General features: G+C 64.2%; 18 protein-coding genes. 10 read left to right on the forward strand and 8 right to left on the reverse strand.

What is annotated here, in order from left to right; all coding sequences use genetic code 11:
• Nucleotides 1–273: 273 nt before the first annotated feature.
• Nucleotides 274–621: a hypothetical protein gene (locus FJ424_RS30430; protein ID WP_246672509.1), complete on the forward strand. Its 348-nt coding sequence runs from the start codon at nucleotides 274–276 to the stop codon at nucleotides 619–621.
• A gap of 44 nt (nucleotides 622–665) precedes the next feature.
• On the opposite strand, the gene ggt is transcribed toward FJ424_RS30430, so the two are convergent.
• From ggt to FJ424_RS30445, 3 genes are all read right to left on the reverse strand, one after another.
• Nucleotides 666–2,405, reverse strand: a complete 1,740-nt coding sequence (gene ggt, locus FJ424_RS30435) for a gamma-glutamyltransferase (protein WP_140659371.1) — start codon at nucleotides 2,403–2,405, stop codon at nucleotides 666–668.
• A gap of 98 nt (nucleotides 2,406–2,503) precedes the next feature.
• Entirely contained in the window at nucleotides 2,504–3,796 is a 1,293-nt protein-coding gene (gene rhaI, locus FJ424_RS30440; RefSeq protein ID WP_246677395.1) for an L-rhamnose catabolism isomerase, read from the reverse strand.
• Between the two features lie 94 nt (nucleotides 3,797–3,890).
• Complete coding sequence (locus FJ424_RS30445; RefSeq protein WP_140659373.1) at nucleotides 3,891–5,993, reverse strand: bifunctional rhamnulose-1-phosphate aldolase/short-chain dehydrogenase; 2,103 nt, start codon at nucleotides 5,991–5,993, stop codon at nucleotides 3,891–3,893.
• A 188-nt stretch (nucleotides 5,994–6,181) separates the two neighbouring features.
• On the opposite strand from FJ424_RS30445, the gene FJ424_RS30450 reads away from it, so the two are divergent.
• From FJ424_RS30450 to FJ424_RS30480, 7 genes are all read left to right on the forward strand, one after another.
• Nucleotides 6,182–6,991 carry a DeoR/GlpR family DNA-binding transcription regulator gene (locus FJ424_RS30450; RefSeq protein ID WP_140659374.1) on the forward strand — a complete coding sequence of 270 codons (810 nt, stop codon included), beginning with the start codon at nucleotides 6,182–6,184 and terminating at the stop codon, nucleotides 6,989–6,991.
• Nucleotides 6,992–7,046: 55 nt separating this feature from the next.
• Entirely contained in the window at nucleotides 7,047–8,042 is a 996-nt protein-coding gene (rhaS, locus tag FJ424_RS30455) for a rhamnose ABC transporter substrate-binding protein (protein WP_140659375.1), read from the forward strand.
• An 84-nt stretch (nucleotides 8,043–8,126) separates the two neighbouring features.
• Nucleotides 8,127–9,686 (forward strand): sugar ABC transporter ATP-binding protein, encoded by a 1,560-nt coding sequence (locus FJ424_RS30460; protein ID WP_140659376.1) that lies wholly within the window; start codon nucleotides 8,127–8,129, stop codon nucleotides 9,684–9,686.
• Nucleotides 9,683–10,660 (forward strand): ABC transporter permease, encoded by a 978-nt coding sequence (locus tag FJ424_RS30465; protein WP_140659377.1) that lies wholly within the window; start codon nucleotides 9,683–9,685, stop codon nucleotides 10,658–10,660. The genes FJ424_RS30460 and FJ424_RS30465 overlap by 4 nt, the downstream gene beginning before the upstream one ends.
• Nucleotides 10,657–11,658: an ABC transporter permease gene (locus tag FJ424_RS30470; RefSeq protein ID WP_140659378.1), complete on the forward strand. Its 1,002-nt coding sequence runs from the start codon at nucleotides 10,657–10,659 to the stop codon at nucleotides 11,656–11,658. Before FJ424_RS30465 ends, FJ424_RS30470 begins: the two co-directional genes overlap by 4 nt.
• Nucleotides 11,658–11,972, forward strand: coding sequence for an L-rhamnose mutarotase (gene rhaM / locus FJ424_RS30475; RefSeq protein WP_181182225.1), 315 nt, complete (start codon nucleotides 11,658–11,660; stop codon nucleotides 11,970–11,972). Before FJ424_RS30470 ends, rhaM begins: the two co-directional genes overlap by 1 nt.
• A complete protein-coding gene (locus FJ424_RS30480; RefSeq protein ID WP_140659379.1) occupies nucleotides 11,969–13,318 on the forward strand; it encodes an FGGY-family carbohydrate kinase in 1,350 nt (449 codons plus the stop codon). The genes rhaM and FJ424_RS30480 overlap by 4 nt, the downstream gene beginning before the upstream one ends.
• Before the next feature lie 14 nt (nucleotides 13,319–13,332).
• On the opposite strand, the gene FJ424_RS30485 is transcribed toward FJ424_RS30480, so the two are convergent.
• On the reverse strand, nucleotides 13,333–14,589 hold the full coding sequence (locus FJ424_RS30485) for a D-amino acid dehydrogenase (RefSeq protein ID WP_140659380.1): 1,257 nt from the start codon (nucleotides 14,587–14,589) through the stop codon (nucleotides 13,333–13,335).
• A 183-nt stretch (nucleotides 14,590–14,772) separates the two neighbouring features.
• Nucleotides 14,773–15,768: a UDP-glucose 4-epimerase GalE gene (galE, locus tag FJ424_RS30490; protein ID WP_140659397.1), complete on the reverse strand. Its 996-nt coding sequence runs from the start codon at nucleotides 15,766–15,768 to the stop codon at nucleotides 14,773–14,775.
• A gap of 331 nt (nucleotides 15,769–16,099) precedes the next feature.
• Between galE and hemA the strand changes: the two genes are divergently transcribed.
• Nucleotides 16,100–17,377 (forward strand): 5-aminolevulinate synthase, encoded by a 1,278-nt coding sequence (gene hemA, locus FJ424_RS30495; protein ID WP_140659381.1) that lies wholly within the window; start codon nucleotides 16,100–16,102, stop codon nucleotides 17,375–17,377.
• Between the two features lie 331 nt (nucleotides 17,378–17,708).
• Here the strand turns inward: hemA and FJ424_RS30500 are convergent, their stop codons facing one another.
• Nucleotides 17,709–18,875, reverse strand: a complete 1,167-nt coding sequence (locus FJ424_RS30500) for a pyridoxal phosphate-dependent aminotransferase (protein WP_140659382.1) — start codon at nucleotides 18,873–18,875, stop codon at nucleotides 17,709–17,711.
• A 110-nt stretch (nucleotides 18,876–18,985) separates the two neighbouring features.
• Nucleotides 18,986–19,408 (reverse strand): large conductance mechanosensitive channel protein MscL, encoded by a 423-nt coding sequence (mscL, locus tag FJ424_RS30505; RefSeq protein ID WP_140659383.1) that lies wholly within the window; start codon nucleotides 19,406–19,408, stop codon nucleotides 18,986–18,988.
• Nucleotides 19,409–19,642: 234 nt separating this feature from the next.
• Here mscL and FJ424_RS30510 point away from each other — a divergent pair, with 234 nt between their 5' ends.
• On the forward strand, nucleotides 19,643–23,128 hold the full coding sequence (locus tag FJ424_RS30510) for a PAS-domain containing protein (protein ID WP_181182226.1): 3,486 nt from the start codon (nucleotides 19,643–19,645) through the stop codon (nucleotides 23,126–23,128).
• Here the strand turns inward: FJ424_RS30510 and FJ424_RS30515 are convergent, their stop codons facing one another.
• Nucleotides 23,129–23,788 (reverse strand): response regulator transcription factor, encoded by a 660-nt coding sequence (locus FJ424_RS30515; RefSeq protein WP_140647413.1) that lies wholly within the window; start codon nucleotides 23,786–23,788, stop codon nucleotides 23,129–23,131.
• Between the last annotated feature and the right edge of the window lie 124 nt (nucleotides 23,789–23,912).

The raw sequence follows: 23,912 nt of genomic DNA on the forward strand, positions 1-23,912 counted from the left end.
CAGGGCATGGATCAACTTCTCACCCCAAAACGCGCTAACCGCATGGCTCAGCGCTTTCCCTAAGACCATCAAAACCCCAATGAGTCGTGTACTGTGGAATCCGCTTCAGCGCGACGCGCTTTAGGTGGAACCGCAACGCCGCTACCTCGTTGAAACCGACCGGGAAACCGTGGCGCTCGGGCATCAGCGGGGCGGCGAACGCATCGCCGTGCCGGCTTTGCCGGGTTGCACTCGGCAGGCGTTGATGGTTTGTTGCCGCTCAGCGGAGAACGAATGATGCGCGAATCCCTCGGTCAAGACGAATACGGCTCGACCAACCCTTTCGACCCGGACGACCTGCCCAATCTCAATGCGATGGGGCCGGCGATGGGCGGCGGCAATGATTTCGAGAAATACGCGGTCGCCGTCATCATCGTCTTCGGCGCGCTGATCATCGGCGGCCTGATGGCCGCCTCCATGTCCTTCGGCCACCGCAACGGCTTCCTGTTCGCGCTTGGCGGGGCCACGGCGGCCTGGATTTCCGGCAATGCGCTGCTGCTCGACCGGCCACGCATCTATGCGCTGTTCGTCGCCATCGCCGCCGTGATGCTGATTGCCTCGACCATCACGCTGGTTGTGTAATTTTATCTGAGCATGATCCCGTTCCCCCTTTTTGGGATCATGCTTTAATATCCCAAAGCCTCGCCGGCTGCCGCGCGGCTGTCAATGGCGCCGTTGTAGCGCGCGCCGCCGCCTTTCTCGATCTCGCTGAGGCTCTTGCCGCCGACCAGAATGCCGGCGGCTTGTCCCCAGGTCTCGTCGCTCAAGTCCAGATGATAGCCCATGCCGGCAAGCAGCTTCTCCGTGTCCGGCGAAAGCCCGAACGGTTCGACATAGATGGTGTCCGGCAGCCATTGATGATGGATGCGCGGCGCGTCGATTGCCTGCTGGATGTCCATGCCGTGGTCGACGACGTTGACGATCGCCTCGAGCGTGATGGTGATGATGCGCGAACCGCCCGGACTGCCGATGACCATGAACGGCTTGCCGTCTTTGGTCACGATCGTTGGGCTCATCGAGGATAAAGGCGTCTTCTTCGGCTGGATGGCATTCGCCTCGCCCTGGACCAGGCCGTAGAGGTTCGGCACGCCGGGCTTCTGCGTGAAATCGTCCATCTCGTTGTTGAGCAGGATGCCGGTGCCATCGGCGACGACCCCGGCGCCGAAGGAGCCGTTCAGCGTATAGGTGACCGCAACCGCATTGCCGTCATTGTCGATGATCGAATAGTGAGTCGTTTCCTTCGACTCGCCGAAACCCTTGGGCATCAGGCCCTTCGACACGCCGGCGCGGAACGGATCGATCTTGTCGCGGATGTCTTTTGCATAGTTCTTGTCGAGCAGCTTCGAGACCGGATTGTCGACGAAATCAGGATCGCCCAGCGCCGAGTTGCGGTCGACATAGGCATGGCGCATGGCCTCGACCATGACACGGACCGTTTCGGCCGATCCGGCGCCGAGATAGGACAGCGGATAGAATTCGAGCACGTTGAGGATTTCGCAAATGATGATGCCGCCCGAGCTCGGCGGCGGCGAGGAGATGATCTCGTAGCCGCGATAGGAGCAGGTCACCGGCTTCAGTTCGCGCACCGCATATTGCTCGAAATCGCCCTTGGCGAGGATGCCGCCCTTGGCGCCGCTCGCCTTGACGATGGCGTCGGCAATAGCGCCCTTGTAGAAGGCGTCCGGCCCCTTTTCCGAGATCGCCGACAGCGAGGCGGCGAGGTCCGGCTGAACGAGCTTCTCGCCAATCCCGTAAGGCTTGCCATCCGGTTTCAGGAAGATGGCGGCCGCCGCCGGGTCCTTGGCCAGACGATCGGCGCCGCCTGCGAACGACGCGGCATCGCCCTGGTTGAGCACGAACCCATCCTTGGCATAGGCAATCGCCGGCGCCATCAGATCCTGCCTGGCGAGCGTGCCGTATTTCTCGCGTGCCATCTCGAAGCCGGCGACCGAGCCCGGCACGCCGACCGCCAGATAGCCGTCGAGGCTGGCGCCTTTCACCGGATTGCCGTCCTTGTCGAGATACATGGTCTTGGTCGCGGCGAGCGGCGCGCGCTCGCGGAAATCGAGGAAGGTCGTGCGGCCGTCCTTCATGCGCACGGTCATGAACCCGCCGCCGCCGATGTTACCGGCATTGGGATAGACGACGGCGAGCGCATAGCCGACGGCAACAGCGGCATCGACCGCATTGCCGCCCTTTTTCAGCACGTCGACGCCGATCTCGGTCGCCAGATGCTGGGCTGTCACCACCATGCCGTGCTCGCCCTTGGCCGGTTGCGGCGAGGCGGCAAGGACGATGGTCGGCGGCGCGAGGGCAATTGCGAGCAAAAGGGTGACGCCGATCAGCGTCCGACGGGTCAAGGGCATGGCGGTGCTCCTGGCGTTGGGGACGCCTAGGAAAGACCCTGCCGGCGGACCTGTCCACCGCCAATGGCGCTGGACCAGATCAATCCGATATCTGCCTGTCAGACGATGCCGCCGCCACCGCCGGCGACTGCCGGCCGCTCGGCCGCGACCTTGGCCCGGTAGCCGGCCTCGCGATAGGCCGCGACCGGATCGATCGCGCCGCCGGTGCGCAGTCTGGCCATCGCCAAGATCGGCTCGACATCGGTGCGGTAGGCGCTTTTAAGTGTCTGCGTCGCCATCAGCGCGTCGTTCTCCTCCTGGAAGCCATCCAGCGCCTTGCGGTCGACCAGCAGCGCCTGGGCATAGGCGCGCTGCACCTCAACCGCCGACAGCATCAGGCTTTCGATCGGATCGGTGACGTTGTGGCTCTGGTCGAGCATGTGCGCGGGGTTGAAGCCGTCCGCCCCGGAGAGCTCGGCATCGACCAGCTCGTTGAAGACGAGGAACAGCCGGTAGGGATCGATCGAGCCGGCGTCGAGATCGTCGTCGCCATACTTGGAATCGTTGAAGTGGAAGCCGCCGAGCTTGCCGAACTGGATCAGCCGCGACACGATCATCTCGATGTTCACGTTGGGCGCGTGATGGCCGAGGTCGACCAGGCAGAAGGCCTTGTCGCCGAGCTCCCTGGCAATGATGTAGTTGGTGCCCCAATCCTGCACCACTGTCGAATAGAAGGCCGGCTCATACATCTTGTGCTCGGTGAACAGCCGCCAGTCGGCCGGCAGGCCGGCATAAATCTCGCGCATGGCGTCGAGATAGCGCTCGAACGCCTTGGCGAAATTGACCTGGCCGGGGAAATTCGAGCCGTCGCCGATCCACACCGTCAGCGCCTTGGAGCCGAGCGTCCTGCCGATCTCGATGCATTCGAGATTGTGCTCGACCGCCTGGCGGCGCGTTCCGGCATCGGCATGCGAGAGCGAGCCGAATTTGTAGGAAAGCTTCTGGTCCTTCGCGTCGGAGAAGGTGTTGGAATTCATCGCGTCGAAGCCGAGGCCGAAGCGGGACGCCGCCTGCTTCAGCCGGTTCGCATCGGCCTTGTCCCACGGAATGTGCAGCGAGACGGTCGGTGTCGCCTGCGTCAGCTGGCTGATGACGGCGCAATCCTCGATCTTGTCGAAGATGTCGCGCGGCTCGCCGGCACCCGGAAAGCGGGCGAAGCGCGTGCCGCCGGTGCCGACGCCCCAGGACGGGATAGCCACGCCGAATTTCTCGACCTTGTCGCGGATCGCGTCGATGGCAATGCCGCGCCGGTCGAGGCACTCGCCGAGCGAGGCGTAATCGCGCTCGAGGTCGGGTTTGCGCGCGGCGTTGCTTTTTTCGACGACATCAGTCGAGATGATCGTTTCAGACACTGCATTTCCTCCCAGTATTCGTCGGCTGGCGCTGCCCCTCATCCGCCCTTCGGGCACCTTCTCCCCGTAGAACGGGGAGAAGGGAAGTGCGCGCCTAACGCGTAAAACTCTGCGCGTTGCCGGCGTCGACGTTGACGATATTGCCGGTCGATTTGGCCGACATGTCGGAGGCGAAGAAGTAGATCGCCTCGGCAATGTCTTCCGGGAAGACCGAGCGCTTCAGCATCGAGCGCGAGCGGTAATGCTCCTCGAGATCGTCGGTCGACATCTTGTAGGCGGCGGCGCGCTGTTCCTTCCACTCGCCGGTCCAGATTTTCGAGCCGCGCAGCACGGCGTCCGGATTGACGACATTGACCCTGATCTGCGCCTCCGCCCCTTCCAGCGCGAGGCAGCGGGCAAGATGGATCTCAGCCGCCTTGGCCGTGCAGTAGGCGGACGCGTTCGGCGAAGCGGCAAGCCCGTTTTTGGAGGCGACGAAGACGACGTTGCCGCCGATCTTCTGGGCGCGGAACAACCGGAAGGCCTCGCGCGAAACCAGGAAATAGCCGGTGGACAGGATGTCCATATTCTTGTTCCACAACGCCAGCGTCGTCTCCTCGATCGGTGCCGAGGAGGCGAGACCTGCGTTGGACACAAGGATGTCGATGCCGCCGAATTCGACCGACGTTTCGGCAAAGCCCGAGGCGACCTGATCTTCCGACGTCACATCGATCCGCACCGGACGGACGAAGTCCTTGCCGTAGGCTTTCGAAAGTTCGTCATTGGCGCTGGCCAACGCGGCTTCGTCGATGTCGGCCAGCATTACGCAAGCGCCTTCGCGCAACAGCCGGTTGGCGGTGGCACGGCCGATGCCGCCGGCGCCGCCGGTGACCAGCGCGATCTGGCCGGCCAGCGCCTTCGGCTTCGGCAGGCGCTGGAGCTTGGCTTCCTCGAGCTGCCAGTATTCGATGTCGAAGGCTTCCTGCGCCGGCAGGCCGACATAGGACGAGACCGTCGAGGCGCCGCGCATGACGTTGATGGCGTTGACGTAGAACTCGCCGGATATGCGCGCCGTCGCCTTGTCGCCGGCGAAGGTGAGCATGCCGACGCCGGGCATCAGATAGACCACGGCATTGGGATCGCGGATGGCCGGCGAGTCCGGATGCTTGCAGCTGTCGTAATAGGCCTGATAGCCGACGCGATAGGCGGCGATGTCGTCGGCGAGCCGCGCAATGACGGCGTCGATATCCGGCTTGGCCGGATCGAACTCGATGACCAGCGGCCGGATCTTGGTGCGCAGGAAGTGATCGGGACATGATGTGCCGAGCGCCGCCAGCGGCCGCAGGTCCCTCGAATTGACGAATTCGAGCACGGCCGGCTGATCGTCGAAATGGCCGAGCTTGTGGCTCTGTTCGGAGATCAGGCCGCGGATCCTCGGCATCAGCTTGGCGGCGATGGCGCGGCGCGCCGGCGCGTCGAGCGCCTGGACCGCCTCGCCGCCGAAGATCGCCTTGCCCTCGGATTTCCGCTCGAACCAGTCGATCGCCTGGTTGATCACCGAGATCGTCGTCTCGTAGCACTCCTTCGGCGTGTCGCCCCAAGTGAACAGGCCGTGGCTTTCCAGCACGACGCCCTTGGCATCGGGGTTTTCGAGGCAGAATTTCTCCAGCCACAGGCCCAGCTCGAAGCCCGGCCGCTTCCAGGGCAGCCAGCCGATGGCGTCGCCGAAGATCTCCTTGGTGATCGCCTTGGAATCCTTGGCGGCAGCAACCGCGATGATGGCGTCGGGATGCATGTGGTCGACGCAAGCCTTCGGCACGTAAGCGTGCAGCGGCGTGTCGATCGAGGCCGCGCGCGGATTGAGGTTGAAGGTGCAGTGGGGCAGGTAGCCCACCATCTCGTCCTCGTGCTCGACGCCGCGATAAAGACCTTTGATGGCACGCAGCTTGTCCATGTAAAGCGTGGCGAAACCGTCAAGCTTGATCGAGGCGCTGTCGCCACCGGAGCCCTTGACCCAGAGGACTTCCACCTCCTCGCCGGTGAGCGGATCCTTCTGCCGGACCTTGGACGAGGTGTTGCCGCCACCGTAATTGGTGACGCGCTTGTCGGACCCCAGCGTATTCGAGCGATAGACCAGGAGCTCGGGACCGCTCATCCCTTCGGCTTTTGCATCGTCCCAAAGATTGGCGAGGCGCGAGCCGGAGCGCTTGTCGAGCATAGGTATCCTCCCTTGGAGCGCGAACGCCGCACCCCTCATTTCTCGCCGGGAATGTCTACGCAAGCGCCTCGCTTGTCAATCACAAACGATCAATATCGCTCATATTGCACTGCACAATGAAAATATTTGATCGGAAATGATTGACACTGCGCGTTTTCTAAGGCCTGATGCTTGGGCAGGGAGGAACCATGCACGAGAAAGAGCGCCACAGGATCATTCTGTCCGCCGTCCAGGAAAAGCCTGTGGTGACGGTGCAGGAAATGGTCGAGCTGACGGACTCCTCCGAGGCGACGATCCGGCGCGACATCGCGGCCCTCCATGTCCAGAAACGCTTGCGCCGGGTGCGCGGCGGCGCCGAGGCGATCTCGCCGCCGCAGTTCATCGGCCTTGCCGGCCGGCCCTTCTCGGTCAACGAAACGCTGAACGCCGCGCAAAAGCGGGCGATCGCGCGGGAAGCGGTGAACCTGTGCACGGACGGCGAGCCGATCATCATCAATGGCGGCACCACAACCTTCCAGATGGTGCATTTCCTGACCGGCCGCCGGATGCCGATCTTCACCAATTCCTTCCCGATCGCCGAGCATCTGCTCAAGCACTCGAAGAACACGGTGATGCTGTCGGGCGGCACGATCTACCGCGAGCAGAACATCATCCTGTCGCCCTTCGACAATGACGTGACGCGCAACTTCTATGCGCGGCGCATGTTCATGGGTGCGCAGGGGCTGGGGCCGCTCGGACTGATGGAAGGCGATCCGCTGCTGATCCAGGCGGAACAGAAGCTGATCGACCAGGCCGACGAGCTGGTGGTGCTGGTCGATTCCTCGAAATTCCGCATGCGCTCCAGCCTGATCCTGTGCGGGCTGTCGCGCATCGCGACCGTGATCACCGACGACGGCATCGAGGACCGCGAGGCCAAAATGCTGGAAACGGCGGGCGTGGCGCTGATCGTCGCCCGCAGACAGTTAAGCGACAAGGGAGAATCTTCACTGCAGGCCTGAGGGAAACTCACGCCCGCAGCGGCGATGGAATGCAACGCTCAAGGGAGGATATTCGATGAGCTTTTTGAAGAAACTGCTGGTTACGGCGGCCTTTTCCACCGCCATGTTCGTGAATGCCGCCTATGCCGAGAACGTCAAGATCGCGCTGGTGGTGAAGTCGCTCGGCAACGGCTTCTTCGACGCCGCCAACAAGGGCGCCGAGGAAGCGGCCAAGGAACTGGGCGATGTCGATGTCATCTACACCGGCCCGACCAAGGCGACCGCCGAAGCGCAGATCGAAGTGATCAATTCGCTGATCGCGCAGAAGGTCAACGCGATCGCCGTTTCGGCCAATGACGCCGACGCCCTGGTGCCTGTGCTGAAGAAGGCGATGGAGCGCGGCATCACCGTCATTTCATGGGATTCCGGCGTCGCCAAGGAAGGCCGCCAGCTTCACCTCAACCCGTCCGACACCGGCCTGATCGGCGAGACGATCATCAAGCTTGCCGCCGACTACCTGCCGGAAGGCGGCGACGTCGCGATCCTCTCGGCGTCCTCGACGGCGACCAACCAGAATGCCTGGATCGAGGCGGCCAAGAAGGTGCTGCCGGAGAAGTTCCCGAAGATCAAGCTGGTCGCCACCGTCTATGGCGATGACGACTCGGCCAAGAGCACCGATGAAGCCAAGGGCCTGCTGAAATCCTATCCGAACCTCAAGGCGATCATCGCGCCGACCACCGTCGGCGTCGTCGCCGCCGCGCAGGTCGTCACCGACGAGAACCTGATCGGCAAGGTCAACGTCACCGGCCTGGCGCTGCCGTCCGAATTCAAGAAGTTCATCGACAACGGCGCTTCGCAGGCTGTCGCGCTGTGGAACCCCATCGATCTCGGCTACTCGGCGATCTACCTCGCCCATGACCTGGCGGTGAAGAAGGAAGAAGCCAAGCCCGGCGCTACGCTGTCGATCGGCCGCGTCGGCAAGGTGACGCTCGACGACACCAACTCGGCCGCGATGGCTCCGCCCTTCCAGTTCGACAAGACCAACATCGACAAGTTCTCCAAGATCTACTGATTCCGGTCGACTTCAAGTTCCTGCGGCGGGACAATTGTCCCGCCGCATCTTCAAACGGACCTTCTCTCGGGGCCTGATACGGATATGGACGCGACAGCCCAGCGCAAAATAGAGACGGAGCGGCCCGGGCCTTCAGGCCCGGCCCAAAGCGCCTCTCCTCGCCTGACGCTCTCAGGCATCTCGAAAAGCTTCCCGGGCGTGCGTGCCCTGCATAATGTCAGCCTGTCGCTCTATCCTGGACAGGTGACGGCGCTGATCGGCGAGAACGGCGCCGGCAAGTCGACATTGGTCAAGATCATGACCGGCATCTACCAGCCCGACTCCGGCGAGATCGGCATCGACGGCCAGGCCACGACGCTGCCGAGCGCGCATGCCGCCTTCGGCCACGGCATCACCGCCATCCATCAGGAAACCGTGCTGTTCGACGATCTGTCGGTCGCCGAGAACATCTTCCTTGGCCACGCGCCGCGCACCCGTTTCGGCACCATCGACTGGCGCACCATGCGCAAGAACGCGCGCGAGGTGCTGGAGACGATGCGCGCCGGCCATATCGACGCCGATGCACGACTGAGAGATCTCGGCATCGCCAACAAGCATCTTGTAGCCGTCGCCCGCGCCATGTCGATCGATGCGCGCATCGTCATCATGGACGAGCCGACCGCTGCCCTTTCGATGAAGGAGATCGAGGAGCTTTTCCTGCTGATCGAATTCCTGAAGAGCGAAGGCAAGGCGGTGCTCTTCATCAGCCACAAGTTCGATGAGATCTACCGCATCGCCGATCGCTATACGGTGTTTCGCGACGGCGAGATGGTGGGCGAAGGCCTGCTCAAGGACGCCAGCCAGAACGAGATCGTACGCATGATGGTCGGCCGCAATGTCGACCACATCTTTCCGCAGCGCGAGCCGAAGATCGGCGCGCCGGTGCTGTCCATCTCCGGCCTGTCGCATCCGACCGAGTTCGACGATATCGGCTTCGAATTGCGCAAGGGCGAGATCCTCGGCTTCTACGGGCTGGTCGGCGCGGGGCGCAGCGAGGTGATGCAGGCGATCGCCGGCATCACCCGCACGAGCCGGGGCGCGATTTCACTCGACGGCCGGACGATCGCACCGAAATCGGCTGCGGATTCGATCGAGGCCGGCATCGTCTATGTGCCCGAAGAACGCGGCAAGCAGGGCGTGGTCATCGGCCTGCCGATCTTCCAGAACGTGTCGCTGCCGTCGCTGGCGCGTACCTCCAAATCCGGCCTGCTGCGGCTGGCGGAGGAGTTCGCACTCGCCCGCTCCTACACCGAGCGTCTCGACCTGCGCGCCTCCTCGCTCAGCCAGGATGTCGGCACCCTTTCCGGCGGCAACCAGCAGAAGGTGGTGATCGCCAAATGGCTGGCGACCGCGCCCAAGGTGATCATCCTCGACGAGCCGACCAAGGGCATCGACATCGGCTCCAAGGCCGCCGTGCACGGCTTCATGGCCGAGTTGGTCGCGCAAGGCCTGTCGGTGATCATGGTGTCGTCCGAGCTGCCCGAAATCCTCGGCATGTCGGACCGCGTCGTGGCCATGCGCGAAGGCCGTATCGCGGCGACCTACGACAACAAGGGTCTCGACGCCGAAACGCTGGTTCGGACGGCAGCGGGGATCGCGGCATGAAGAGCTTCCTCAAATATCGCGAGATCTGGCTGCTTGCCGGCATCGTCGTGCTGATCGGCCTGATCTCGACGCGCTTCCCCGGCTTCGCCGACCCCGCCAATCTGCGCCAGGTGTTCAACGACACCTCGATCCTGATGATCCTGGCGCTGGGACAGATGGTGGTCATCCTGACGCGCTCGATCGATCTGTCGATGGCCTCCAACCTCTGCTTCACCGGAATGGTGGTGGCCATGCTCAACGCAGCGCATCCGGCGATCCCGATCCCGGTGCTGATCGTCATCGCACTGCTGGTTGGCCTGGTGCTCGGCGCGATCAACGGTTTCCTGGTGTGGCGGCTGAACATCCCGTCGATCGTGGTGACGCTGGGCACGCTCACCATCTATCGGGGCGCCACCTTCGTCGTCTCCGGCGGCGCCTGGGTCAATGCCGACCAGATGAGCCCGGACTTCATCAACTTCCAGCGCGTTGCCTTCCTCGGCCTGCCGGTGCTGTCCTGGATCGCGATCGTCGTGATCGCGCTGTTCTTCCTGGTGATGACGCGGACCGCGATCGGCCGCTCGATCTACGCCATTGGCGTCAATCCGACCGCCTCGGTCTATGCCGGCATCGATGTCGGCCGCACCAAATTCATCGTCTTTTGCATTTCCGGCATGATCGGCGGACTCGCCGGCTATCTGTGGATCTCGCGCTATGTGATCGCCTCGGTCGAGGTCGCCAACGGCTATGAGCTCAACATCATCGCCGCCTGCGTCATCGGCGGCATCTCGATCGCCGGCGGCATCGGCTCGGTCGGCGGCGCGGTGCTGGGGGCGCTGTTCCTCGGCATCATCTCCAACGCGCTGCCGGTCATCAACATCTCGCCCTTCTGGCAGATGGCGATCTCGGGCAGCGCCATCATCCTGGCCGTGGTGCTCAACGCGCGCGGCGAGCGCCGGCAGGGCCGCATCATCCTGAGAAAGGCGGAAGCGGCATGACCGACACCCCTGCCCCGCGCCATATCCCCGACCGGCTCGACAAGCCGCTGTCCTCGGCGATCTTCTCCTGGGAAGCGCTGCTGGTCGTCATCGCGGTCGCCATCTTCGCGGTGAACAGCTTCGCCTCGCCCTATTTCCTCGACCCGTGGTCGCTGTCGGACCTGACCTTCAACTTCACCGAAAAGGGGCTGATCGCTTTAGCCATGGCGCTGCTGATCATCTCCGGCGAGATCGATCTCTCGGTTGCCGCGATCGTGGCTTTGGCTTCGACCATGATGGGCATGGCCGTGCAGGCCGGCGCCGGCACCCCAGTGCTGGTGGCGATCGGCATCGTCGTCGGCCTTGGCTGTGGGGCCTTCAATGGGTTGCTGGTCACCCGCCTCGGCCTGCCTTCCATCGTCGTCACCATCGGCACGATGAGCCTGTTCCGCGGCATCGCCTTCATCATCCTCGGCGACCAGGCCTACAAAGGCTATCCGGAAAGCTTCGCCTTCTTCGGCCAAGGCTATGTCTGGTGGGTCTTCTCGTTCGAGCTGGCGCTGTTCCTGATCGCGGCGCTGATCTACTGGTTCGTCCTGCACCGCACGAGCTTCGGCCGCCGGGTCTTTGCCATCGGCAACAACCCGGTGGCCTGCCAATTCTCCGGCGTGCGCGTCAACCGCATCAAATTCATCCTGTTCTGCCTGACCGGGCTGATGTCGGGCATCGCCTCCGTGCTGATCACCTCGCGGCTCGGTTCGACGCGGCCGTCGATCGCGCAGGGCTACGAGCTCGAAGCGATCACCATGGTGGTGCTGGGCGGCGTCTCGATCCTCGGCGGCGCCGGCAGCATTCTGGGCGTCGTGCTCGCCGCCTTCATCATGGGGTTGGTGACCTTTGGCCTCGGACTACTCAACGTGCCCGGCATCGTCATGTCGATCTTCATCGGCCTGTTGCTGATCATCGTCATCGCACTGCCCATCGTCTGGCGGCGGCTGCGCGAGGGACGCTTCGCCTGATGGAGAAATACGCCTTCAAGATGAAGCTCAATCCCGGCATGAAGGCCGAGTACCAGCGGCGCCATGACGAGATCTGGCCCGAGCTGGTTGATCTGCTGAAGCAGGCCGGCGTCTCCGATTATTCGATTCATCTCGACGAGGAAACCAACATCCTGTTCGGGGTGCTGTGGCGGCGTGACAACCACGGCATGGCGGACCTTCCAAAGCACCCCGTGATGCAGCGTTGGTGGGCGCATATGGCCGACCTCATGGAAACCAAAACCGACAACGAGCCGGTGGCGGTTCCGCTGCAAACCGTGTTCCATATGGCATGATCGTCGCCGTCATCGATATCGGCAAGACCAACGCCAAGGTAGCGCTGGTCGATCTCGCGACGCTGAGCGAGATTGCACTGCGCCGTATCGCCAATGCTCCTGTGCGGCAGGCGCCCTACCCGCATCACGATGTCGAGGCGCTGTGGACGTTCATCCTCGACAGCCTGGCCGATCTCAACCGCGAACAGCGGATCGATGCGATCTCGATCACCACGCATGGCGCGACCGGTGCGCTGGTCGACCGCTCCGGCGAACTGGTGCTGCCGGTGCTCGACTATGAATTCGACGGCCCCGACCAGCTTGCGGCCGACTACGACGCCGTGCGTCCGCCCTTCGCCGAAACCGGTACGCCGCGGTTGCCGATCGGCCTCAATCTCGGCGCGCAATTCTTCTGGCAGCAGAGACAATTCCCGGCGGAATTCGCCAAGGCCGCCGCGATGCTGATGTATCCGCAATACTGGGCGCTGCGGCTGACCGGTGTTGCGGTCAACGAGGTGACTTCGCTCGGCTGCCACACCGATCTGTGGAATCCCTGGACGTCCGACTATTCCTCGCTGGTCGACAGGATGGGATGGCGCCGGTTGATGGCGCCGGTGCGGCCAGCAAAGGATCGGCTTGGCCCGATCCTGCCGGAGTTGGCGCAACGCACAGGGCTCGACCCGCAGACGCCCGTATTCTGCGGACTGCACGATTCCAACGCCTCGCTGCTGCCGCACCTCCTGTCAGATCAGCCGCCCTTCTCGGTCGTCTCGACCGGCACATGGGTGGTGTCGATGGCGGTCGGCGGCAGCAAGGTGGAACTCGATCCGGCGCGCGACACGCTGGTCAACGTCAATGCGCTCGGCGATCCCGTGCCGTCGGCGCGTTTCATGGGCGGACGCGAGTTCTCGCTTTTGACCGACGGCCAGCCACAGGAATGGAGCGAAGACGACGTTGCCGCCGTGCTGGCGCAGAAAGCTCTGCTGCTGCCGTCCACTCAGCAGGGCTCCGGACCGTTTCCGCAGCGCGCCGCGCAATGGTGTAACGCCGACGACCTGAGCTCCGGCCAGCGCTTCGCCGCCATCTCATTCTACCTGGCGCTGATGACCGTGACCTGCCTGGAGCTGATTGGCGGCGACGGGCCGACAACCGTCGAGGGACCGTTCGCGCAGAACCCGCTTTTCATCCGCATGCTGGCGGCAGCGACGAGACGGCCCGTCATTGCATCGGAGACCTCGACCGGCACCAGCATCGGCGCCGCGCTGCTGGCGTCGGATGGCGCTACGGTCACGAGCAAAGGCGAACGCACCGCACCGCCAATCGAGCGCGCCTGGGGCGAATACGCGTTGGCCTGGCAGCAGGCGTGAAGCTCTAAGCCGGCTCAGCGCGCCGTCCCGTAGAGCAATCCCTGCGGATCGATCTGCGGCTTGCGGCCGGCAACGACGTCGGCGAGGAACTGTCCCGAGCCGCAGGCCATGGTCCAGCCGACATGGCCGTGGCCGGTGTCGAGATAGAGATTGCGGTATTTCGCCTGGCCGATGACCGGCACCGAGTTCGGCATCATCGGCCGCAGGCCTGCCCACAGCACGGCCTTCTTCTCGTCGAAGGCGCCCGGGAAAAGGTCCTTTCCGGTTTCCAGGATGGTTCTGAAATCGCCGGGCCTGAAGCTGCGGTCGAAGCCGGTGAATTCGGCCGTCGAGGACATGCGCAGGCGGTTGCCGAGCCTCGAATAGCCGATCAGCCGGTCCTCGTCGGCGCCGCCCATGGTCGGCCCCTTGCTTTCGTCTTCCAGGGGAATCGTCGCGGTGTAGCCCTTCACCGGGTAGACCGGCAGGTCGATGCCGTAGCGGCGACCGAGCAGGCCGCTTTCCGGCCCCATGGAGATGACGATGGCGTCGCCGGCGAGCGGGCCGGCCGAAGTCATGACGGCGCGCACCCGATCGCCCTCGATGTCGAGGCCCTGGACCGTCGTGCCGAACAGGAATTTGACGCCGAGCTTCTCGGCGGCATAGGCCGCGAGCCTGTCGGTGAACTGCTTGGAATCGCCAGTCTGGTCGATCGGCGAATAGATGCCGCCGGCGATCTTTTCCTTCACGCCGGCGAGCCCTGGCTCCAGCTCGACCAGGCGCTCGCGGCCGACGATCTCGATCGGCAGGCCGTGCTCGCCGATGTAGCGGTAATTGTCGGTGCCGGTGTCGAGGCTCTTTTGCGATCGGAAGAAGTAGAGAATGCCCTTCCGGCGTTCGTCGTAATGGATGCCGGTTTCCTCCGAGAGCGCGTTGATGCAATCGCGGGAGTGGAGTGCCAGCCTGAGCTTGATATCGGTATTGGCGCGCAGCCGCTTCACCGTGCATTCGCGCAGGAAACGCAGGCTCCAGAGATAGAAATAGGGATCGAGGCGCAGCCTGACCTTGATGCCGAGGTCGTGGTTCCAGAGCGCGCGCAGGAAGGTTTTCAGCGCGGCGGGCGAGGCCCAGGCGGTTGCGTCGCCCGGCGAGACCAGGCCGGCATTCGACTGGCTGGTGCCGCGCGCCGCCGCTTCGTGGCGCTCGATCACCGTCACCTCATGACCGTCCTTTGCCAAATAATAGGCGGCCGCCGTGCCAACCACGCCGGCGCCGAGAACCAAGACCTTCATGCCGTCCCCTCAGGATCGAACAGGGCAGCGCGCCTCCGCGCACCGCTGCTTGAGGCTCAATACCTCGTCTAAAGACGCCGGACGAGCCCTTGGCCCAACAGCTCAGTTTCATTACGCAATTCCGGAGGGAAGGCTACGGCGAAGTCGCCGAACCCAACCGCTACACACTTTTCCCGGAATTGCTCAGGCTCGAACGGAGTTCTTGGTCGTCAGGATTCGTTCCCAGGCCAGCGCATCGTTGACGATCAAGTCGAGATCGTCACGCTGCGGCGTCCAGCCGAGTTCCTTGCGGGCAAGCTCGGAATTGGCGACCACGGCGGCGGCGTCGCCCGGCCGGCGGTCCCCCATGCGCACATCGAAGTCATGGCCGAAGGCGCGGCGCACGCTGTCTATCACCTCAAGCACGGAATAGCCGTGGCTGTAGCCGCAATTGGCGACGAGGCTCTCGCCACCGGCGCGCAGCCGCTGCAGCGCCAGCCGGTGCGCGGCGGCGAGATCGCTGACATGGATGTAATCGCGCATGCAGGTGCCGTCCGGCGTCGGATAGTCATTGCCGAAGACCTGCATGAAGGGGCGCTTGCCGAGCGCGGTCTCGCAGGCGACCTTGATCAGATGCGTGGCGCCGGGCGTCGACTGTCCGGTGCGGCCCTTTGGATCGGCGCCGGCGACGTTGAAATAGCGCAGCGCCGTGTAGCGGATGTCGTGCGCCAGGGCGGCATCGCGCAGCATCCACTCGCTCATCAACTTGGAAAGGCCATAGGGCGATTCCGGCGCAAGGCGGGCATCCTCGCGCACCGGCTCCAGCCCGGCGCCGCCATAGACGGCGGCGGTGGAGGAGAAGATGAAATGCGGCACGCCTTCGCGCACCGCGGTTTCGATCAGCGTGCGGGTCTTGCAGGTGTTGTTCTCGTAGTAACCGAGCGGGTCGGCGACCGATTCCGGCACGACGATCGAACCGGCGAAGTGGATGATGGCATCGACCTTGTTGTCGCGGATGATCCGGCCAACCAGGTCACGATCGGCGACATCGCCGACGACCAACCTTGCTTCCGGGGCCACCGCCCATTCGAAGCCGGTGGAAAGCCGGTCGAGCACCACGACGCTCTCGCCGGCGTCCAGCAGTTCCCAGACCATGTGGCTGCCGATATAACCGGCACCGCCCGTCACCAAAACCGTCATCATCTACCTCGCTGATCAAGATTTATCGGAAACTGTCTCAACAGCCACCGCGCTGGAAACCCCGCCGCAAGCCCGTTAAAGCCTATGTCGTTCGCCCAAACCGCTGTGCACTTTTGGGCGATATGCATTGGCCTCCCTACAATGTTAAGTCCGTAACAGTTCCTCCCGCCCGAGGCATCGTACTGAAACAAAGCTGCTTCAAACAGCCAGGAATAGGCCACGATCCGGCATCGTTAGGAACAGGGTAAAGGCGTGGCATTTTGACCGGTTGGGTCCGGTGGACGTGGCATGGGGCAGTGACTATGATCCGCCGCAAAATTGGGAAGCCGACATGAATTACCAGCGGTTCTTCGAAGATGCGATCGACCAGCTCCACGCCGAGCGTCGCTACCGCGTTTTCGCCGACCTCGAGCGCATGGTGGGCAAGTTCCCGCGCGCGATCTGGCGTTCCAACGGCCGTGCCCAGGAAATCACCGTTTGGTGCTCCAACGACTATCTCGGCATGGGCCAGAACGAAGATGTCATCGCCGCCTTCCAGAACGCGGCCGGCCGGATGGGTTCGGGCGCCGGTGGCACCCGCAACATCTCCGGGACGTCCAACCCGCTGGTCGAGCTGGAGCATGAGCTCGCCGACCTGCACGACAAGGAAGCAGCCCTTGTCTTCACCTCGGGCTTCGTCTCCAACGAGGCCTCGATCTCGACCGTCGCGCGGCTGCTCCCCAACTGCCTGATCATCTCGGACGAGCTGAACCATGCCTCGATGATCGAAGGCGTGCGGCGCTCGGGCGCGGAAAAGAAGATCTTCCGCCACAACGACGTCGCGCATCTGGAAAGCCTGCTGCAGGCGGCCGGGCGCGAACGCGCCAAGCTGATCGTCTTCGAGAGCGTCTATTCGATGGACGGCGACATCGCGCCGATCAAGCAGATCGTCGAGCTCGCCGAACGCTACAACGCCATGACCTATATCGATGAGGTCCACGCCGTCGGCATGTACGGACCGCGCGGCGGCGGCATCACCGAGCGCGAAGGCCTGGCCGACCGCATCGACATCATCCAGGGCACGCTGGCCAAGGCCTTCGGCACGCTGGGCGGCTACATCACCGGCACCAGCGCGGTGATCGACGCCGTGCGTTCCTATGCGCCGGGCTTCATCTTCACCACCGCGCTGCCGCCGGCCATCGCCGCCGCCACCACCGCCTCTATCCGCCACCTCAAACGCTCGCAGGTCGAGCGCGACGCGCAGCAACGCCAGGCGGCGCGCACCAAGCAGGTGCTTGCGGCGGCCGGCTTGCCGGTGATGGAATCGGCCACCCATATCGTGCCGGTGCTGGTCGGCGACCCCGAGCTTTGCAAGATGGCCAGCGACCGCCTGCTCGGCGTGCACGGCATCTACATCCAGCCGATCAACTATCCGACGGTGCCGCGCGGCACCGAGCGGCTGCGCATCACGCCGACGCCGTTCCATTCGGACGCGCTGATCGCCGAATTGCAGGACGCGCTGGTCGAGACCTGGGATGCGCTGGGCATTCCCTATGCCAGCTCCGGCCGTCCCGCTGTCGCCAAGACCGATCGGATCATTCCGCTCCTGGTGCCGAAATCAGGCGGGTGACTTGCAGCTGTCGGAGCGCTGGCCGCGCTCCGCTTATCACTGTTTCTCGTTTTCCAACGCTGCGCCGCTCCTAAGTCACGGCATGGATCCTAGGGTCTCCGCGACGTCGCTTCGCGACTGCTTCGCCCTAGGATGACGACGTCCATTTTGCCAACCGACAATCGCAAACGTTGGAGATTGTCCGAGGCCGTCCTTCCGTCGTCATTCCAGGGCGAAGCAAGGAGCGAAGCGACGCGCGCAGACCCTGGAATCCATGCCGTCACGTCTGCCCAAGAACGAAGCGGTGCAGAAAAAGGGTTCGCAAACAAACACTTCCCGCCCGACTACGACCTCACACCGTCTTCATCCACCTCGCCAAACGATGCGCCGCTTCCTCGAGCTGATCGAGGCGGCGGTGGAAGCATAGTCTGAGGAAGGCTTCGCCGCCGGGGCCGAAGGCGGTGCCGGGCGCCAGGCCGACATTGGCGTTGTCGACGATGTCGAAGGCGGCTTTTCGGGCATCGGCGAGGCCGTCGACCCTGAAGAACAGGTAGAAGGCGCCCTGCGGCACGGTGAAACGCGCCTTGCCGGTTTCGCCCAGAATGCCGCAGACGAGATCGCGGGCGGCACGCGCGCGCTCCACCTGTTCGGCGATGAAGCCGTCGCCCTCGTCAAGGGCGGCGACCGCGCCGCGTTGCATGAACTGGGCGACGCCCGAGGTCGAGTACTGGATCAGGTTTTCGAACACCTGCTGCAAGGCGGGATGGGTCTTGATCCAGCCGACGCGCCAGCCGGTCATCGCCCAGTTCTTGGAGAAACTGTTGACGAACAGGATGCGGTCCTCGGCCGTGGCGATGTCGAGGAAAGACGGCGCGCGGCCATGGCCGTAGTGGAACAGCGAATAGATCTCGTCGGCAATGATCCACAGGCCCTTTTGGCGGGCGAGATCGAGGATCGCCTGGAGCGTCTCCTTGTCGGCCGTCCAGCCGGTCGGGTTGGACGGCGTGTTGATGAACAACAGCTTGGTGCGCGGCGTGATCGCGGAGGCGATCTTGTCGACATCGCAGGACCAGCCATTGCCGGACTGGTCGAGGGTGACCGGCACCGGCACCGCGCCCGCCACGCCGGCGGCCGCGGCGAAATTCGGCCAGGCGGGCGAGAGATAGATCACCTCGTCGCCGCTGCCGGCGACCGCGTCGATGGCCAGCTGGATGGCATGCATGCCGGATCCGGTGACGATGAACTCTTCCTCGGCAAAGGTCCTGCGGAAATGCCTGGCGTAGTAGCGGGCGAGCGCCTGCCTGAGCGCGGGAATACCCTTCTGCCAGGTGTAGAACGTCTCGCCGTCGGCCAGCCCTTTGGCGGCGGCATCGCTGATGAAGGCCGGCGTCGGCAGATCGCCCTCACCGGCCCAGAGCGGGATCAGGCCTTCGCGCAAGCGGCCGTGATTGACGACGGCAACGATGCCGCTTTCGGGTGCGGCTCGGGCTTCGGTGCGCAAGGTCTGGATCAGGGTCATGCAAGAATCCGTCCGGTTTTTCGTGACTGCTAGCCTCTTTTACGACAGCCGCAAACAGAAAACCCGGCCGCAAGCGGCCGGGGTTTTGGTCCAGGGCGCTCGTTGCGGAGTTACCGTTTCGCGAGCAGGTCGCGGATTTCGGTCAGCAACTGTACGTCGGCCGGCGGCGGCGCAGCGGCAGGCGCGGGCTTTTCGCGCTCCAGACGCTTGCGCATATTGTTCACGGCCTTGACCATCAGAAAGATGATAAAGGCAAGGATCAGGAAGTTCAGCACCACGGTGATGAAGCTGCCATAGGCGAAGACCGCGCCCTCTTTCTTGGCATCGGCCAGCGCGGTCGAATGAACGTTCGAGGACAGTCCGAAGAAGTAATTGTTGAAGTCCAGCCCGCCGAAGATCGCGCCGACGATCGGCATGATGATGTCGTTGACCAAGGAATCGACGATCTTGCCGAAGGCGGCGCCGATGATGACGCCCACGGCCAAGTCCATCACATTGCCCTTGGAAATGAATTCCTGGAATTCTTTCAGCATTCGACCCTCCGTGACGGACCGCGCTGCCGCCTCACCAATGTCCTTCGGCGCCGGCCCCAGGCCACCATAACAAAAACCCCCAGTTGCAAAACCGGAAAATAGGCCAAAGCACCGCTTTGTGTTTACGCAGCGTCATCAAGCACATATGCGCCGAAAGCCGCGATGGACTCAGGCGCCAAGCTGTGGTTGCGTGATTGCCGGAGGAGGCAAACGGCCAGGGAGGAAGTGCGGACCGTGTTAGGCTGGTTCGTCGTCATCATCGCGATCGCCTATGTGACGCTGCTTTTCGCCATCGCCAGCGTCGGCGACCGGCGTGCGGCAACCATCGGCCTGGGCCGGGCACGGCCCTTCATCTATGCGCTCAGCCTCGCCATCTATTGCACGTCCTGGACCTTTTTCGGCTCGGTCGGCCTTTCCTCCGAGCGCGGCCTCGAATTCCTCGGCATCTATACAGGCCCGGTGCTGGTCTTCGTGTTCGGCTTCCCGCTGCTCAGCCGCATGATCCGGCTGGCAAAAAGCGAGAAGATCACCTCGATCGCCGACTTCCTCGGCGCCCGCTACGGCAAGAGCTTCACCGTCGCGGCGATCGCGACGCTGATCGCGACCATCGGCGCGGTGCCCTATATCGCGCTGCAGCTGAAGGCGATCTCGGGCTCCGTCAGCCTGATGGTCGAGCATTATACCGGCTCGCCGCCCTCCTTCGATCCGTTCGTCAGCGATATCTCGCTCGTGGTGGCGATGCTTTTGGCGCTGTTCGCGGTGCTGTTCGGCACCCGCCATGCCGACGCCACGGAACATCAGGACGGCCTGGTGCTCGCGGTGGCGGTCGAGACCGTGGTCAAGCTCGCCGCCTTTCTCGCCATCGGCCTGATGGTGACGTTCCTGATCTTCGGCGGGCCCGGCGACATGTTCGCCAAGCTCGCCGGAAATGGCCAGGTGCGCCAGGCCATGAGCTACAGCACCTCTTTGGCCACCTGGCTGGTGCTGACCGGCCTGAGCGGCTTTGCCGTGCTGATGCTGCCACGACAGTTCTACGTCACCATCGTCGAGAACCGCAGCGAGGCGGAGTTGCGCACGGCGACCTGGGTGTTCCCGCTCTATCTGGTGGCGATCAACCTCTTCGTGCTGCCGATCGCCTTTGCCGGCCTGTCGCTGGTCGGCGCCAGGACCAGCAGCGACCTTTACGTGCTGTCGCTGCCGCTGCTCAGCGGGCATGACCTGCTGGCGATGGCCGCCTTTGTCGGCGGCCTGTCGGCGGCGACCGCCATGGTGATCGTCGAGAGCGTCGCATTGTCGATCATGATCTCCAACGATCTCGTCATCCCGCTGTTCGTGCGGCGCGTGCTCAAGACCAGTTCCTCGGAGAACGAGGACTGGTCGACGCTCATCCTCAATGTGCGCCGCGCCTCGATCTTCATCATGCTGTTCATCGCCTTCCTCTATTATCGCGAGAGCACCAACAGCGCGCGGCTGTCCTCGATCGGCCTGATGTCTTTTGCCGCGATCGCTCAATTCTCGCCTGCGCTGATCGGCGGCCTGATCTGGCGCCGCGCCAATGGCCGGGGCGCCGCGCTCGGCATGGTCGCCGGCATCGCCGTCTGGGGCTACACGCTGCTGCTCCCCTCGCTCGTCGGTCCCGCTTCCGACATCGTGGCCCACGGCCTGTTCGGCTTCGAGGCGCTGAGGCCGCAGGCGCTGTTCGGCACCGTCGGCGAGCCGCTGAACCATGGCGTGCTGTGGAGCCTCTCGGTCAACGCGCTGTTTTTTGTCCTCGGCTCCCTCTCCCGCGCATCCGTGCCGCTGGAGCGCATCCAGGCGGCGATCTTCGTGCCGCGCGAGGCCGGCCCGATGCCGAGCCTCAGGCGCTTCCGCACTGCCGTCACCGTCAACGACCTGAAGGATACGATCTCGCGCTATCTCGGCGTCGAGCGCACGGAGCGCTCGTTCCAATCCTTCGAAAGGGACGCGAAAGTCTCCCTGCACGGTACCGAACAGGCCAGCATGGATGTCATCCGCTTCTCGGAGCAACTGCTGGCAAGCGCCGTCGGCTCTTCCTCGGCGCGGCTGATCCTGTCGCTGCTCTTCCGCCGCAACGACCGCGACTCCAAGGATGCCTTCAAGCTGCTCGACGACGCCACCGAGGCGCTGCAGCACAATCGCGACTTGCTTCAGATCGCGCTCGACCAGATGGAGCAAGGCATCACCGTCTTCGATCGCGATTTCCGGTTGATCTGCTGGAACCGGCAATACCGGCTGCTGTTCGACCTGCCGGACGAGATGGGCCAGGTCGGCGTCTCGCTCGACCGGATCCTGCGCCATCTCGCCGAGCGCGGCGACATTCCCGCCGACCAGCGCGTGACCACGCTCAACCGGCTGACCAGTTTCGCCGGCCCGTGGCAAATGGAGCTGAGGACCAGCGGCCGCATCCTGGAGCTGCGCTCCAACCCGATGCCCGACGGCGGCATCGTCGCCACCTATGCCGACATTTCCGGCCGCGTCGAGCAGGACCTGGCGCTGAAGCGGGCCAATGAATCGCTGGAGCAACGGGTCAAGACCCGCACCATCGAGCTCACGCGCGTCAACGAAGAGCTGGCGCAGGCGCAGATGCTGGCCGAGGAAGCCAATCTCGGCAAGACGCGCTTCCTGGCCGCCGCCGGTCACGACATCCTGCAGCCGCTCAACGCCGCCCGGCTCTATTGCTCGTCGCTGATCGAGAAGGCGGGCAAGGGACCGGCCGGCAAGGCCGCGGTCAATATCGAATCCTCGCTGGAATCGGTCGAGACCATCCTCGGCGCCGTGCTCGACATCTCGCGGCTCGACGCCGGCGCCATGAAGCCCGAGAACGCCGCCTTCAACCTCGGCGGACTGCTCGGCCAGATCGGCAATGATTTCCGCCCGCTTGCCGCTGAAAAGAAGCTCGAACTCACGATCATCCCATCCTCGCTCGGCGTCATGACCGACCGCAACCTGCTGCGCCGGCTGATCCAGAACCTCGTTTCCAACGCCATCAAATACACGCGCCAGGGTCGCATCCTGGTTGGAGTGCGGCGACGCGGCGAACTGGCCGAGATCCAGGTGATCGACACCGGCATCGGCATTGCCGGCGACAAGCTCAACACGGTCTTCCACGAGTTCACGCGCCTCGACGAGGGCGTGCGCGAGGCCGAAGGCCTTGGCCTGGGGCTCTCCATCGTCGACCGTATCGCCAGGGTGCTGAGGCTCGAGATCCGCATCCACTCCAACCCCGGCAGGGGGACGCGCTTTTCCGTCATCCTGCCGGTCGCGGCGGTCGCCGCGCCGCCGCGCGAGGCCGGCAAGGCGCCGGCCCGCTCCGCCTCGACGCTTGCCGGGCTCAATGTGCTGTGCATCGACAATGACGCGCGCATCCTCGACGGCATGCGGCTGCTGCTCGAAGGCTGGGGATGCCATGTCGAGACGGCTTCGGGCTCAGGCGATCTGCTGAAACCCGGCGCGCCGAAGCCGGACCTCGTGCTGGCAGATTACCATCTCGACGGCGGCACCGGCCTCGATGCGATCGCCACACTGCGCGCCGCCTACGGACGGGACCTTGCCTGCGTGCTGGTCACCGCCGACCGCTCCAGCGAGGTGCGCGCGGCTGCCGACCGGCTCGACATTCCGCTCATCAACAAGCCGCTGAAGCCGGCGGTGCTGCGCTCGATGATGGCGCGCGTCAGGCCGCTGGCGCCGGCGGCGGAATGATCAGCCAACCGGCTGCAGCGGATCGCCGCCGATCTTCGAAAGCTGGATGACGGCCTGGGTGCGGCTGTCGACGCCGAGCTTCTGCAGGATGGCCGAGACATGCGCCTTGATGGTGGCCTCGGAAACGCCGAGCTCATAGGCGATCTGCTTGTTGAGCAGGCCCTCCGCCAGCATGCCGAGCACCCGCGTTTGCTGTGGCGTCAGCGCCTGCAGCCGCTTGATCAGGTCGGAGATTTCCGGATCGCGCTCGACGCCCAGCTCGACGCCGGTGGGCGCGGCGATATCGCCGGCAAGCACCGCCTGCACGGCGCCGCGTATCTCTTCCATGCTCGCCGATTTGGAGATGAAGCCGGAAGCGCCGAGATCGAGCGCGCGGCGGATGGTGACGGGATCGTCATGCGCCGATACCACCACCAGCGGCACCGCCGGATGGATGCCGCGCAGCGCGATCAGGCCGGACAGGCCGCTGGCGCCCGGCATCGACAGGTCGAGCAGCACCATGTCGACATCCTCGTTGGCGAGCACCAGCGCCTTGGCGCTTTCGAAATCGCCGGCCTCATGGATGGCGGCAACGTCGCCGATGCCGGCCAGCGCCTCCTTCAGCGCGCCGCGAAAAAGCGGATGGTCGTCGGCAATGACGAAAGTGTGGCCCGACGGCAAATATTCCTCCCCCGATCCCATCATCATTGTGTGCTTCTTGCGGGGACCGGACCGATTATGCGGCGACGCGGCGCGTTTTCAAGCGGCAAAGGCCGCGCGCGGGGTTTTTCCCAGGACGGCTCGG

It is taken from the genome of Mesorhizobium sp. B3-1-8 (assembly GCF_006439495.1).
GTDB lineage: Bacteria > Pseudomonadota > Alphaproteobacteria > Rhizobiales > Rhizobiaceae > Mesorhizobium.

Coding starts and splice junctions, on each gene's coding strand:
- FJ424_RS30485 (WP_140659380.1), bottom strand. CDS start 14,589: ATGAAGGTCTTGGTTCTCGGCGCCGGCGTGGTTGGCACGGCGGCCGCC.
- FJ424_RS30500 (WP_140659382.1), bottom strand. CDS start 18,875: ATGACCCTGATCCAGACCTTGCGCACCGAAGCCCGAGCCGCACCCGAA.
- FJ424_RS30450 (WP_140659374.1), top strand. CDS start 6,182: ATGCACGAGAAAGAGCGCCACAGGATCATTCTGTCCGCCGTCCAGGAA.
- mscL (WP_140659383.1), bottom strand. CDS start 19,408: ATGCTGAAAGAATTCCAGGAATTCATTTCCAAGGGCAATGTGATGGAC.
- FJ424_RS30460 (WP_140659376.1), top strand. CDS start 8,127: ATGGACGCGACAGCCCAGCGCAAAATAGAGACGGAGCGGCCCGGGCCT.
- FJ424_RS30445 (WP_140659373.1), bottom strand. CDS start 5,993: ATGCTCGACAAGCGCTCCGGCTCGCGCCTCGCCAATCTTTGGGACGAT.
- rhaS (WP_140659375.1), top strand. CDS start 7,047: ATGAGCTTTTTGAAGAAACTGCTGGTTACGGCGGCCTTTTCCACCGCC.
- rhaM (WP_181182225.1), top strand. CDS start 11,658: ATGGAGAAATACGCCTTCAAGATGAAGCTCAATCCCGGCATGAAGGCC.
- FJ424_RS30465 (WP_140659377.1), top strand. CDS start 9,683: ATGAAGAGCTTCCTCAAATATCGCGAGATCTGGCTGCTTGCCGGCATC.
- galE (WP_140659397.1), bottom strand. CDS start 15,768: ATGACGGTTTTGGTGACGGGCGGTGCCGGTTATATCGGCAGCCACATG.
- FJ424_RS30430 (WP_246672509.1), top strand. CDS start 274: ATGATGCGCGAATCCCTCGGTCAAGACGAATACGGCTCGACCAACCCT.
- FJ424_RS30480 (WP_140659379.1), top strand. CDS start 11,969: ATGATCGTCGCCGTCATCGATATCGGCAAGACCAACGCCAAGGTAGCG.
- ggt (WP_140659371.1), bottom strand. CDS start 2,405: ATGCCCTTGACCCGTCGGACGCTGATCGGCGTCACCCTTTTGCTCGCA.
- FJ424_RS30470 (WP_140659378.1), top strand. CDS start 10,657: ATGACCGACACCCCTGCCCCGCGCCATATCCCCGACCGGCTCGACAAG.
- hemA (WP_140659381.1), top strand. CDS start 16,100: ATGAATTACCAGCGGTTCTTCGAAGATGCGATCGACCAGCTCCACGCC.